Genomic DNA, 12,634 nt, shown 5'->3' with positions numbered 1-12,634 from the left:
TGAAGCACACTCGGAACAAATGGCATTCCAGGAAACGGAGCATTTCAAGGCGAAATCCAAAGAGCGCTACAAGATTGAAGCAAAGAACAGCGAGCTCAAACATAGGCACGGGTATGATGTCGCGACATCCTCGGGTCTGCTAGGCATGGAAATGCAAGGTGCAATGGCCATATTCGCTGTAAATCTTAAACGGATATTGAAACTGGTAGAATGAAAAAACGAGTCGGGCAAACCCGTTTTGAGCCATTAAAAAAGACATCTGCTCCCTAAAAAATGGAGGCAGATGTCTTTTTTGTAACTTCTATGAGACTCCCGATGAAAAAGCGTTAGTTCTTCAGTGGCCTCCCCCCGGGATACGGTCTTTCTGTGCTGTACGGCGGCGCTCGGCTACTCGAACAGCTTCTTCAGGTTCTCGGCATAAGGGGCGCGGACGACGCCCTTCTCGGTGATGATCGCCGTAACATACTCGCTCGGCGTCACGTCGAACGCGGGGTTGTACACCTTCACCCCGGCCGGTGCCGTGCGCTTGCCGAAGCCCTGGGTAATCTCGTCCTCATGCCGCTCCTCGATCGGGATGTCGGCGCCTGTCGGCGTGCCGAGGTCGATCGTCGACATCGGGCAAGCCACGTAGAACGGGATGCCGTGCGCCTTGGCCAAGACGGCGACGCTGTACGTGCCGATCTTGTTCGCGACGTCGCCGTTCGCGGCCACGCGGTCCGTGCCGACAATGACGGCCTGGATCCAGCCCTTCGCCATGACGGCGCCGGCCATGTTGTCGCAGATCAAGGTCACGTCGACGCCGGCCTGCTGCAGCTCGAACGCCGTCAGGCGGGCACCCTGCAGGACGGGCCGCGTCTCATCGGCGAACACCTTGAGGGCGATGCCCTTCTCCTGCGCCAGGTACATCGGCGCCAGTGCCGTGCCGTAGCGGGCCGTGGCTAGGCCCCCCGCGTTGCAGTGCGTCAGGACGCCCATGCCGTCCTGGAAGAGCTCGAGCGCATGCTCGCCGATCAGGCGGCATGTCTCTTCGTCCTCCGCCTGGATCGCCCGGGCTTCGTCCAGCAGCAGTTCCTTGGCGGTCTCCGATGCCGTGTCGCTTCCTTCGCCGAGCAGCGCCTGGGCGCGGGCCCGCATCCGGTCGAGCGCCCAGAACAGGTTCACTGCCGTTGGCCGCGACGTCGCCAGGTAATCGCACTGCCGGCCGGCTTCGGCGAGCAGTTCTTCCCGGCCGCCCTCTACACCGCGGATGCCGAGGTATACCCCGAAGGCGGCGGCGATGCCGATAGCGGGCGCCCCCCGGACCGCCAGCTGCTTGATAGCGTCCCATACCTGCTCGGAGGTGGTCAGCTCGAGATAGACGATCTCGTCAGGCAGCAGCCGCTGGTCGAGCAGATCGAGCCGGTCCTCCAGCGAATTCCACCGCACGGATTGCAGCCAGTCCGCTGCTTGTTGCATTGATTCAGTCATAGCCATGCTCACTCCTCTTGCTCTCTATAGTTAGTTCGTGCTCCCTAGTAGACCGCTTTGTCGGCGATCTCGATCAGCTGCTCGATGGAAGAAGCCTGCCGGTTGAATTTGATCAGCGTGGTGCCGATGGAGAGGGCGATGCGCTGGGCCCGTTCCTTGGCTGCGGCATCCTCCAGTTGGTTGATGTCGGCCACTTGGGCGAGCCCGTGGACACGGCGCACCATCTTGGCACCCGTGAAACCGAAGGTATCCTGGAGCAGGCTCTTCATGTAGAAGTCTTGATAGCCCGGCGTATGGAACACGCGGTCGACGCCATGCGCATCCCACAGGCGGCGGAATTCCCGCTCGAAGTTCTCCCACGTATTGCGGATGGTTCCGGTCAGGTAGGCGCGGAAGTCGCTGCGCGAGGCCTTATCGGCGCTCCAGCCTTCCTGTGCGGCGAAGTTCAGCAGCAGGTTGGCGAAGACGGCTCCGATGTCGAAGCCCATAGGTCCGTAGTAGGCGAATTCGGGATCGATAACCTTCGTTGAGGACTCCGTGATGAAGATGCTGCCGGTGTGCAGATCCCCGTGGAGCAGCGCCTGTGCATTCGTCAGGAATTTGTTGCGGAGGATGGCCACTTCCAGATGCAGCTCCGCGTCTCCCCAGACCGCTCCGACCGCATCGCGGATCGCCGGCGGCACATTGTTGTTAGGGGAGTCCGTATAAGGATCGTCGAAGATGAGGTCTTCGGTGATTTTGCACAGCTCGGGATTGATGAACCGCTTTACCCGCTCCTTCTTCTCCTGCTGATTCAGGCCGAGATCCGAGGTGTAAAAAAGAGTATGGGCCAAGAACCGCCCGATGTGTCCGGCAAACAGCGGGTATCGGTTCCCCTCGATGAGGCCGCGGCGCATGATAACATGGTCGCTGAGGTCCTGCATAACGGTCAGTGCCAGGTCGGATTCATAGGCATGGACGTGAGGGACAAGATCCGGGCACAGTGATTCCTGGATGACCAAGGCTTCGCTCTCGATACGGGCGCGGTCCAGCGTCAGCGGCCAGGACTCGCCGACGACCTTGGCATACGGCAGCGCCTGCTTGAGGATGATGCTGCGGCCAGTGGACGGCTCGGAGATATGAAAGACGAGATTGAGATTCCCGTCGCCGATTTCACGTGATACGAGTTCGGAGCCTGTGCCGAACAGGTCCGGAAGCTTGCGCGCATACTCGACGGCTTCGGCTTCCGTAAGGGGATGATAGGCAGTCATGAAATTATTCCTCCTTATTGGATAAGCAAACTATCATTTGTTCCTAGTATAAAGGAAACCGGGCTCCGTTGGAAGGAGGAGCGGTGGGGTGTCGCCCGCCATTTCGCTTCCGGCCCTCTTTTTTTACAAAAGTTTCACATGGGCATGACGTGCGGTTAACTCAGGCCCGGGATAATAAAGATATGACGCAATCCGGGCGGAGGAGAACGGATGAGAGAGCGGATGGATAGTCTGTGGCTCGCAGGGGCGGCGCTGGCCGTCATATGGATCTTGACTTGGCTGATGCCCAGCCAGCCGGCGGATGGGCAGGGTGCCCCGGGCCTCTTCCGGGCGGAGTACGTACAGGTAGACGAAGCGGCCCTGAAGAGCGAGAATGAGTATATATACCGGCAGGTCAGGAACCCTGCGGATCACCATTGAACGTCCGGCACAGTGTGGATAAGACATGGGGATGACGGGTGAGTTCATAGGAGCATACGACAAAAAGGGAGGGCAGTGGCGCCTTCCCTTTTCCTTTTTTGCTGCGCTTGCTCTAGAGCAGGTCGTTCAGGTTTCTCTTCCGGGATTCCACCAGATCAATGGTGCCTAGCACGACGTGGGCGAGCCCGAAACCTACGACAGCTGCCGCCGCCATGGGGTATTTGCCCCGCAGGGCAGCACCCGAAGCCGTTACGGCTGTACCGAGTACCGTTGGAATTAAACCTTCGCGCATGACCATCACACTCCTTGGAACGTTAGGATGAGTTACGAGACCGGCGCTCTGCCGGCAGCTCTTTTAGCATCGTTTTTTGCGATTGATTTTATGCCGAACGGGAATTGCAATGTTATGGAGGGAATTCTATAATGATGTAATGGCTTTTCCTATGTCAGTATAGAGAATTCGGAGAGGGGGCTGGGGCATGGCGGAAGAATCCAGTGTACAGGCTATCGGTCTGAAGGAGTGGGCGGCTGCGCTTGAGGCCCTGCGTCAAGGGGAGCAAATTCTCATCATGCGCAAAGGGGGAATCCGCGAGGAGACAAGGGACTTTCAAGTGGAATCGGATAGCTTCTACTTGTATCCGACCTACGAGCATCAGCGTAAGGAACTCATGAAGCCGGAGTATCAGGAAAGCGTGGACCGCAGCACGCAGGGCTGGTCCGCAGGTCAAACGGAAATAACGATTACCTGTTACGCGGAGCTGGTGGAAGATATATTGATCGAGGACGGGGAGACGCTCGCCAAGCTGAGGGACGAGCACATCTGGACTGACCGGTTCGCCGAAGAGCGGCTCAAATGGAAGAAGACGAAACCGCTCCACGTCATGCTGCTGCGGGTATATGAGCTGGAAAACCCGGCAACAATTGAAATTCGGGAAGAATATAATGGTTGTAAATCGTGGATCCCGCTTCCGGGCGAGAAACTGGACGGAATTCCCCGAAAACCCGTGCTTTCCGACGAATTGTTCGAGCAAAAAGCGACACGGCTCCGTTCCTTACTTTAATGAAATCTTTATGAAAAGGGCCTCTTAGGGCTTTATTGATTGGAATGGGTACGTTATAATAAGGTAATATCAATGAGAATCACTGATAATCATTTTGTAATGATTATTAGAAGATAATAAATCGAAACCGGAGGAGTACAACGAATGGCTAATTCACCACAATTCACTATAGACGGGTTGAAAGCTACTGTCGAAGGCAAAGAGATTCTGAAGGGGCTCAGCCTCTCGATCAAGGGCGGGGAAGTTCACGCCATCATGGGACCGAATGGTACAGGTAAGAGTACTCTGGCTTCCACGCTGATGGGCCATCCGAAGTATGAAGTAACGGAAGGAAGCGTCACGCTGAACGGCGAAGACGTGCTTGAGATGGCAACGGACGAGAGAGCCCGTGCGGGCCTGTTCCTCGCAATGCAGTATCCGAGCGAGATTACCGGCGTAACCAACGCTGACTTCCTGCGCAGTGCGATCAATGCCCGCCGCGGCGAAGGCAACGAAATTTCGCTGATCAAGTTCATCCGCCAAATGGAAGCGAAAATGAAAGAACTCGAAATGAATCCGGAGTTCATGCACCGTTACCTCAACGAGGGCTTCTCCGGCGGCGAGAAGAAGCGTAACGAGATTCTGCAGATGCTGATGCTCGATCCGGGTATCGTCATCCTCGACGAGATCGACTCGGGCCTTGATATCGACGCCCTGCGGATCGTCGGTGCCGGCGTGAACAGCATGCGTTCGGAAGAGCGCGGCTTCCTGATCATCACGCACTACCAGCGCCTGCTGAACTACATCAAGCCAGACTTCGTCCACGTCATGATGCAGGGCCGTATCGTCAAGTCCGGCGGGCCGGAGCTTGCGGAACGCCTCGAGAACGAAGGATACGACTGGGTGAAGGAAGAGCTGGGCATTGTGGATGAGCGCGTCGGACAGGATGAAGAAGAATTCAAAATGCCGATGAACACGACCGCACCCAAATACTAAGCGAAGCGAGAGAAACAGGAGGATTAACCATGAGTACGCAAACTGTTCTTCCTATCGATCGCAGCAGCTTGGTGGAGCTTTCGAAGTCGAGGCAGGAGCCCGAGTGGCTTACTTCCTTGCGCGGAGAAGCGCTGGAGCTGGCCGGATCGCTGGAATTACCTACATTGGAGAAAACAAGAATCGACCGCTGGAACCTGAGTTCCTTCGGATCCTATAAAACCTCGGCGCCGCTCGCGAACCTTGGCGAACTGCCCGAAACGGCAAGACTGCTGCTGCAAAACGACGGGCAGCCGGATAACGTGCTCGTGCAGCGCAACTCTTCGGTAGTCTACGGCGCACTCGCCGAATCACTCCGGTCCCAAGGCGTTGTCTTCTGCTCGCTGGAAGAGGCCGTCCGTACGCACGGAGACCTGGTACAGAAGTATCTGTTCTCCGTAGTGAAGAAGGATGAGAACCGTCTGACAGCGCTGCATGCAGCACTCTGGAGCGGCGGCGTTTTCCTCTACGTGCCGAAGAATGTGAACGTCGAAGTACCCGTCCAAGCGCTGTTCTTGACCGACGACGCGGAAGCGAGCTTCTCGCCGCATGTCCTGATAGTCGCCGAGCAGCATGCTTCGGTAACCTACGTCGATAACTTCGTCTCCGAAGGCAGTCTGAACGGACTCGTACAGAATGGCGTGGTGGAAGTGGTCGTGGGCGCAGGGGCGAAAGTGACTTTCGCTTCGGTTCACAATCTGAACAACACCGTAACGGACTTGACTTACCGCCGTGCGGTAGTGGAGAACGACGCGGCCATCGAATGGATCATCGGCGAGATGCATTACGGCAACGCGATGTCCGACACCTCTTCGGTTCTGAAGGGCAACGGCTCGACGTCCGACGCCAAGGTCATCTGTGTCGGGACGAACGACCAGAAGCTGAACATCTCGACCCGTGCGGTTCACTTCGGCCGCAGCTCCGACAGCCAGATGATCACACGCGCGGTTATGCGCGATGAAGCGACTGCGATCGTCAACGGCATCACGAAGATCGAGAAGGGCGCAACGAAAGCGAACGGCGAGCAGACGGAGAAAGTCCTGATGCTGAGTCCCAAAGCGCGCGGTGACGCCAACCCGATCCTCCTGATCGACGAAGATGACGTAACGGCAGGCCATGCGGCAAGCGTAGGCCAAGTGAACCCGGAGCAGGTATACTATCTGATGTCCCGCGGGGTATCGAAGGCCGAAGCCGAGCGTCTGATCATCTACGGCTTCCTGGCACCCGTTGTCTCCGACATTCCTCTGGAGCTCGTAGCTTCGCAGCTGCAGCTTCTCATCGAAAGGAAACTGGGCCAATGAATATCGAGGAGATCCGTCGACAGTTCCCGATTCTTCATCAGGAAGTGAACGGCCATCCGCTCGTATATTTGGATTCGGCGGCGACATCGCAGAAGCCGACAGCTGTCATTGAGGCCGTCAAGCATTACTACGAGTGGGATAATGCCAACGTGCACCGGGGCGTGCACACGCTGGGCTCCCGGGCGACCGACGCTTATGAAGGGGCGAGGGAGAAACTCCGCCGCTTCATCGGAGCCCGGTCCACGGAAGAGATTATCTTTACACGCGGGACGACAACGGCCATCAACCTGGTCGCCTCCTCCTATGCCAGATCGGTGTGCGGGGAAGGGGATGAGATTGTCATCACCCCGATGGAGCACCACAGCAACCTGATCCCTTGGCAGCAGGTGGCCCAGGCGACGGGTGCGGTCCTCAAATATATTCCGCTTCAGCAAGACGGATCGATCTCGCTTGAGGATGTCGAGAAAACCATTACGGAGAAGACCAAGATGGTTTCCGTCATGTATGTCTCGAACGTTCTCGGCGTAGTCAACCCCGTCAAGGAGATAGCGGCGATTGCGCACCGTCACGGCGCGAAGATGCTTGTCGACGGAGCGCAGAGCACGCCGCATCTTAGAGTGAATGTGCAGGATCTGGACTGCGACTTCTATGCCCTCTCCGGGCACAAGATGTGCGCGCCTACCGGGATCGGTGCGCTCTACGGCAAGAAGGAACTGCTTCAGGAGATGGAGCCGATCGAATTCGGCGGCGAGATGATCGACCATGTAGGGCTGTATAACTCGACATGGAAGGACCTCCCGTGGAAGTTCGAGGGCGGCACTCCAATCATCGCAGGAGCTGTAGGGCTCGCTGCCGCTATCGATTTTCTCGAGAGCATCGGCATGGAGAACATCGATAAGCACGAGAAGCAGCTCACCTCCTATGCGCTGGAACGTATGGTTGAGATCGAGGGTCTGACGATCTACGGCCCCGGGCAGGACCGTGCCGGACTTGTCACCTTCAATCTGGATGACGTTCATCCGCATGATGTGGCCACGGTGCTTGATGCCGAAGGCGTGGCGGTTCGCGCAGGACACCACTGCTGCCAGCCGCTGATGCGCTGGCTCAATGTGACGGCCACGGCGAGAGCAAGCTTTTATTTGTATAATAACGAAGCCGACGTTGACCGTTTGATCACTGCCCTTATCAAAACAAAGGAGTACTTCGGTCATGCAATCTCTTGATGATTTGTACCGCCGCGTCATTATGGATCATTATAAAAACCCCCGGAACCGGGGAACCTTCGCTGAGGGAGAAGCCGTCAGCATCGATCTCAACAACCCGACCTGCGGCGATAAAATCCAGCTGCAGATGCAGGTGGAAGAGGGCCGCGTGAAGGCGGCCAAGTTCATCGGCGAAGGCTGCTCGATCTCCCTGTCGTCCGCTTCCATGATGACCGATGCCGTCAAAGGCAAGACGATCGAGGAGGCGCTGGAGATGGCCGAGAACTTCTCCGGGCTGATGAAGGGCGAGAGCGTCGAGTTCGAGTACGAGGACATCGAATCCCTGTCGGGCGTCAATAAATTCCCTGCGCGGATCAAGTGCGCAACCTTGGCTTGGAATGCTCTGCGCAAGGGCATCGAACAGTCGAAGAACCAGTAATACCAAAGGAGGCGAGGAATCATGGCAAAGAAAATGCCGGAAATGGAAGACTATAAATACGGCTTCCGCGACGAGCATAAGTCGATATTCCAAAGCGGTAAGGGCTTGACCAAGGAAATCGTTATGGAAATCTCCCGAATGAAGGGCGAGCCGGAGTGGATGCTCGAGTTCCGTCTGAAATCGCTGGAGCAGTTCTTCAAGATGGATATGCCGACATGGGGCGGCAACATGGATGATCTCGATTTTAATGACATCCAGTACTATGTTAAGCCTTCGGAGAAGCAAGGCAAGACATGGGAGGAAGTACCGACCGAGATCAAGGAAACGTTCGACAAGCTCGGGATTCCCGAAGCCGAACAGAAATTTCTTGCGGGCGTATCCGCCCAGTACGAGTCCGAAGTGGTATACCACAGCATGCAGAAGGAACTGGAAGATCAGGGCGTCCTCTTCATGGATACCGACACGGCACTGCGCGAATACCCCGAGATTTTCCGCAAGTACTTCGGTACGGTCATCCCGCCTAGCGACAACAAGTTTGCCGCGCTGAACAGTGCTGTATGGTCCGGCGGTTCCTTCATCTACGTGCCGAAGGGCGTGAAGGTTGAAATCCCGCTTCAGGCGTACTTCCGGATCAACTCCGAGAACATGGGCCAGTTCGAGCGTACGCTGATCGTAGCGGACGAAGGCAGCTTCGTGCACTATGTAGAAGGCTGTACAGCGCCGGTCTACAGCACGAACTCCCTTCACAGTGCGGTAGTAGAGATTCTGTGCCTTAAGGACTCCCGTGTACGTTACACCACGATCCAGAACTGGGCACCGAACATCTACAACCTCGTGACCAAGCGTGCGGTAGCCGAAGAGAACGCCACGATGGAGTGGGTCGACGGCAACATCGGTTCGAAGCTCACGATGAAATATCCGGCCGTAGTTCTGAAGGGGCGCGGCGCCAAAGGCATGGTCCTCTCCATTGCTGTCGCGGGCAAAGGGCAGCATCAGGATGCGGGCGCGAAGATGACTCACCTGGCACCGGATACGACCTCGACGATTATCTCGAAGTCGATCTCCAAGCACGGCGGCAAGGTAACTTACCGCGGTCTCGCTTCGTTCGGCCGGAACTCCCAAGGTTCCAAAGCGAACATCAAGTGCGACACCCTCATTATGGATAACGAATCGACATCCGATACGATTCCATACAACGAGATCATGAACGACAACATCACGCTGGAGCACGAAGCTACGGTTTCCAAGGTATCCGAGGATCAGCTCTTCTACCTGATGAGCCGCGGCCTGACCGAAGCGGAAGCGACACAGATGATCGTCATGGGCTTCATCGAGCCGTTCACGAAGGAACTGCCGATGGAGTATGCCGTTGAGATGAACCGTCTCATCAAGTTCGAGATGGAAGGTTCGATCGGTTAAATTAAATTAGTATGAACATAATTTTCGTAGAGGGCGATCGCATCGTCCTCTATTTTTTTGTCACATGCAGATGCGTGTTCGCTGTGAGTTGAGGCGCTCGGACCAAGACACGATAGTTTACAAACAAAAGAAGCCTCCAGATAGATTGGGGCTTCTTTGTTGTACTCTTAACATTGAATTTGGCAATTCTTCTCAGCAATATATCTTTTGTTTTGTTTCACTTTAAGGGAAGTATGAATACTTATACCTTTATGGTTACATCTCGAACTGCATCTATGTCTTTCCTCTAAATTGACTTGCATTCTCTGTCGTTCGATTCTGCCTTGTTCATTCGTCACAAACTTTAAACGAAATTTTTGCCGTATATAGAATGGTCTTACGTCTAACTGTAAGGCAAAAAGAAACGGCAATAGATCTCTCTCTTTTCCTACACGGTTTCTTTTTGGCAGTTCTTTTTCTTTTTCGAGTTTTTTTATTTGGCCTTATCCTGTGATGCTTAGGATCATTCTCATTTTGGGGAAAAATGAAATTCACGGTCATATTTTCTCCTGGTGCCAGTTCAATGGGTTCACTCGTCGCGCATGCTGATTGCTCAATAGTTTTCATATTTAGGTCTGTACCTGGACGGTTGCTTTAATACGGTACGTTCCTGATATCAAGTCACCAAAACCATAAAAGCCACCCGCATTGGTTCGGGTAATATCGACGATTGACTCTGATCCATTGTTAATTGCGTAGAGAGCCACAATGGCATCGGGGATAGGACTACCTGTTCCACTTTCCGCTATCACACCACTAATGGTACCTGTTAATGCATCAGGATCTGCTGCCAATATTAGATCCAAGGGAGCATAGTCTCTATTCTGTAAAGTTGATGGTGCGCTTTGGCTTGAAAGATAACCTGCCTTGCTTGCTGTTATGAAAAATGTACCCGGATTTAGATCAGCGATTAAATACTGTCCTTCTGCGTTTGTAGAAACGATACCGACTAGCTGTGGAGTGGTCCCGATGACTTGGTAAAGCTCAACGGTAGCGTCCTGGATTGCCGCTCCTCCGACGGTGGCTCTTAAGGTCCCGAAGATAGCATTTTTCTGTCCATTAGGGTCGGTCTGCATAATGATGTCAACTTCTGTAGATCGGTTCCTTATGACTGAAAGCGATATACGGTTGGGTGTTAAGTAGGAAGGCTCGGTCGCAGTAATAAAATAGGATCCAACAGGCACCCGGGGAAAAATAAAGCGCCCGACAGCATTACTGTTTGTATGTTCGAATGGTATACCACTCTGTGTGTACAGCATAACGGTTGCAGAATCAACAGGGTCACCATTGCTAAGGCGCACTATACCCGAGACATTACCTGAATCAGAATCGGGCGCAGGCTCAAGCAGCATATTTACGCTTTCCGCATCCCGGCCGCTCAGTGAGATCAGCGGACTGGGATGAAGTGTATATCGATCGGTTATAGCCATGATACCACCTCCTCGGGTTGGGGGCTCTATCCATATCTTATGATGACCAACCCTAAGCCCGAAACGGTTAAACGTCTATACAACCCAAAGAACCTCCTGGTGATCAGGGGCTTCTTTGTTGTTCCCCAACCAAATGTCCTTCACTGAAAAGTAGCGGGCGGATACTCAGCCGCGCATGTCCGCCAGCGGCTTCCGGTGTCTATGCCAGCTGCGGCGCTGAAGTAGAGCTTGTGACCCGCTACAGCATGGTGATTATCCTATACAGGCAGGCCGTACCTTTTTGTTTCCAAGTGCCCGATGTGCATAGCTCCTCCTCTCCTGTCCCATCCTATGATCAGGTTGGAATTCACCAGAAGATGAAGGAGCAGGAGCCCACACATGATCAAACAATGGCGTAGTATGACAGTAATTGCAGTAGCCTCTTCCCTTGTTTTAACCACAGGGTGCGGTTCGAACTTATCCAAGGAGCAGCAGCAGAGCCAACAGCAGAGTGTGCCAGGCACTAGCGGGCAGTCCGCCAACCGGCTGAAGAGCGAGCAAAGCAACGGTGGCGTGCAGCAGCTTGGATCCGGCGGAGCGACGAAGATCCAAGGCACCGGCGGAGCAACGAACGTCCAAGGGGCCGGCGGTTCGCAAATCACGGTTCCAGTGGTGGATGTGAATGGAACGGCTTATGTGGTCGGTACGGAGTTTGCGAAGAGCCTTGGTTATGATTTTGACTGGGATGCCGAGCGCGGCGTCTTCCAGCTCGGTGACCATGATGCGGCATACGAGTTCACTGCCGGTTCTCCGCAGGCGGAGAAAGAGGATCAGAAGGTTTCCATGAATGAGCCGGTACTCTTACACAACTCACAGGTTCACCTTCCGGTAGCGTCCCTTACGAGCCTGATGCAGGATGAAGTCTCGATTCAAAAGCAAGGCAAAAATGTCGTAATCTCAGTATCGGACCAAAATGTAACGGGCTCGATTGACGGGCCCGACGAAGCCAATACGGGAGCGGAGCTCGACTTTGAGGACGACCCGAACGATCCGTTCAAGGGTGTGGAAGGGGAAGCTTCCCCAACCATGGGAGCGCTGGAGGCTGACGGCGTAAGCACAAGCATGAATGAAGAGGCCATTCCGGTACTCAAGAACGTGAATGTGCCGGGTTTGATCGCCCAAGCGAAGCGTTACCTTGGCGTCAAGTATGACTTCGGGGCGAGACCTTATCCGCAGTCAGGCCGCTTTGACTGCTCTACGTTCACTCAGTATATATTCGGCAAGTATGGGGTTTCTCTGAACAGAACGGCAAGAGCACAAGCCAGACAAGGGACAGCCGTCAGCCGCAAATCGCTGCGCAAGGGCGATCTGATGTTCTTTTATGTGCCAGGCCGGTTCAAGACGAACAGAACGGTTGGCCATGTGTCGATCTACATGGGCAACCAGCTCATGATCCACGCTTCACCTAAGCCTAAGGACGGGGTACAGATTACGCGTATTAATAAACCTTATTGGAAACAGACCTTCTTGACCGCAAGACGGTTTGTCTACTAGGAAGTCCTGCATAGCTGAGGCAAAACAACCCCATGGTCCTGGACCATGGGGTTGTTGGTTGG

13 protein-coding genes are annotated in these 12,634 nt (G+C 54.8%); 9 read left to right on the top strand and 4 right to left on the bottom strand.

The genetic code is table 11. The annotated features are described in order from the left end of the window. Nucleotides 1-214 (top strand): transposase (locus O9H32_RS02940; protein ID WP_269864292.1); only part of this gene is annotated, 214 nt, incomplete at its 5' end. 173 nt (nt 215-387) lie between these two features. Here the strand turns inward: O9H32_RS02940 and mtnA are convergent. Both mtnA and mtnK read right to left on the bottom strand, forming a co-directional pair. Next, a complete protein-coding gene (gene mtnA / locus O9H32_RS02935; protein ID WP_269864291.1) occupies nt 388-1,467 on the bottom strand; it encodes an S-methyl-5-thioribose-1-phosphate isomerase in 1,080 nt (359 codons plus the stop codon). Nucleotides 1,468-1,511: 44 nt separating this feature from the next. Continuing rightward, nucleotides 1,512-2,717 (bottom strand): S-methyl-5-thioribose kinase, encoded by a 1,206-nt coding sequence (gene mtnK / locus O9H32_RS02930; RefSeq protein ID WP_269864290.1) that lies wholly within the window; start codon nt 2,715-2,717, stop codon nt 1,512-1,514. 222 nt (nt 2,718-2,939) lie between these two features. On the opposite strand from mtnK, the gene O9H32_RS02925 reads away from it, so the two are divergent. Then, nucleotides 2,940-3,137 (top strand): hypothetical protein, encoded by a 198-nt coding sequence (locus O9H32_RS02925; RefSeq protein ID WP_269864289.1) that lies wholly within the window; start codon nt 2,940-2,942, stop codon nt 3,135-3,137. 112 nt (nt 3,138-3,249) lie between these two features. On the opposite strand, the gene O9H32_RS02920 is transcribed toward O9H32_RS02925, so the two are convergent. Next, on the bottom strand, nt 3,250-3,429 hold the full coding sequence (locus O9H32_RS02920) for an asparagine synthase (RefSeq protein WP_269864288.1): 180 nt from the start codon (nt 3,427-3,429) through the stop codon (nt 3,250-3,252). 187 nt (nt 3,430-3,616) lie between these two features. Between O9H32_RS02920 and O9H32_RS02915 the strand changes: the two genes are divergently transcribed. The 6 genes from O9H32_RS02915 (at nt 3,617) to sufB (ending at nt 9,570) form a co-directional block, all read left to right on the top strand. After that, nucleotides 3,617-4,198, top strand: coding sequence for a DUF1802 family protein (locus tag O9H32_RS02915; RefSeq protein ID WP_269864287.1), 582 nt, complete (start codon nt 3,617-3,619; stop codon nt 4,196-4,198). Between the two features lie 144 nt (nt 4,199-4,342). Next, nucleotides 4,343-5,173 carry a Fe-S cluster assembly ATPase SufC gene (sufC, locus tag O9H32_RS02910; protein ID WP_269864286.1) on the top strand — a complete coding sequence of 277 codons (831 nt, stop codon included), beginning with the start codon at nt 4,343-4,345 and terminating at the stop codon, nt 5,171-5,173. A gap of 29 nt (nt 5,174-5,202) precedes the next feature. Next, entirely contained in the window at nt 5,203-6,510 is a 1,308-nt protein-coding gene (gene sufD, locus O9H32_RS02905) for a Fe-S cluster assembly protein SufD (RefSeq protein WP_269864285.1), read from the top strand. Continuing rightward, a complete protein-coding gene (locus O9H32_RS02900) occupies nt 6,507-7,733 on the top strand; it encodes a cysteine desulfurase (protein ID WP_269864284.1) in 1,227 nt (408 codons plus the stop codon). The genes sufD and O9H32_RS02900 overlap by 4 nt, the downstream gene beginning before the upstream one ends. After that, the gene (sufU, locus tag O9H32_RS02895) at nt 7,720-8,151 is read left to right on the top strand and encodes a Fe-S cluster assembly sulfur transfer protein SufU (protein WP_269864283.1); all 432 of its coding nucleotides are present in this window, start codon (nt 7,720-7,722) and stop codon (nt 8,149-8,151) included. Before O9H32_RS02900 ends, sufU begins: the two co-directional genes overlap by 14 nt. A gap of 21 nt (nt 8,152-8,172) precedes the next feature. Next, nucleotides 8,173-9,570, top strand: a complete 1,398-nt coding sequence (sufB, locus tag O9H32_RS02890) for a Fe-S cluster assembly protein SufB (RefSeq protein WP_269864282.1) — start codon at nt 8,173-8,175, stop codon at nt 9,568-9,570. A 608-nt stretch (nt 9,571-10,178) separates the two neighbouring features. Here sufB and O9H32_RS02885 read toward each other — a convergent pair. Beyond that, nucleotides 10,179-11,039, bottom strand: coding sequence for an MSCRAMM family protein (locus tag O9H32_RS02885; RefSeq protein WP_269864281.1), 861 nt, complete (start codon nt 11,037-11,039; stop codon nt 10,179-10,181). Between the two features lie 399 nt (nt 11,040-11,438). Here O9H32_RS02885 and O9H32_RS02880 point away from each other — a divergent pair, with 399 nt between their 5' ends. Then, nucleotides 11,439-12,572, top strand: a complete 1,134-nt coding sequence (locus tag O9H32_RS02880) for a C40 family peptidase (protein ID WP_269864280.1) — start codon at nt 11,439-11,441, stop codon at nt 12,570-12,572. The last annotated feature ends 62 nt before the right edge of the window (nt 12,573-12,634 follow it).

It is taken from the genome of Paenibacillus caseinilyticus (assembly GCF_027533645.1).
Lineage (GTDB): Bacteria > Bacillota > Bacilli > Paenibacillales > NBRC-103111 > Paenibacillus_G > Paenibacillus_G caseinilyticus.
The sequence above is the reverse complement of the archived record's forward strand: the minus strand, read 5'-3'. Positions and strand labels throughout refer to the sequence as shown.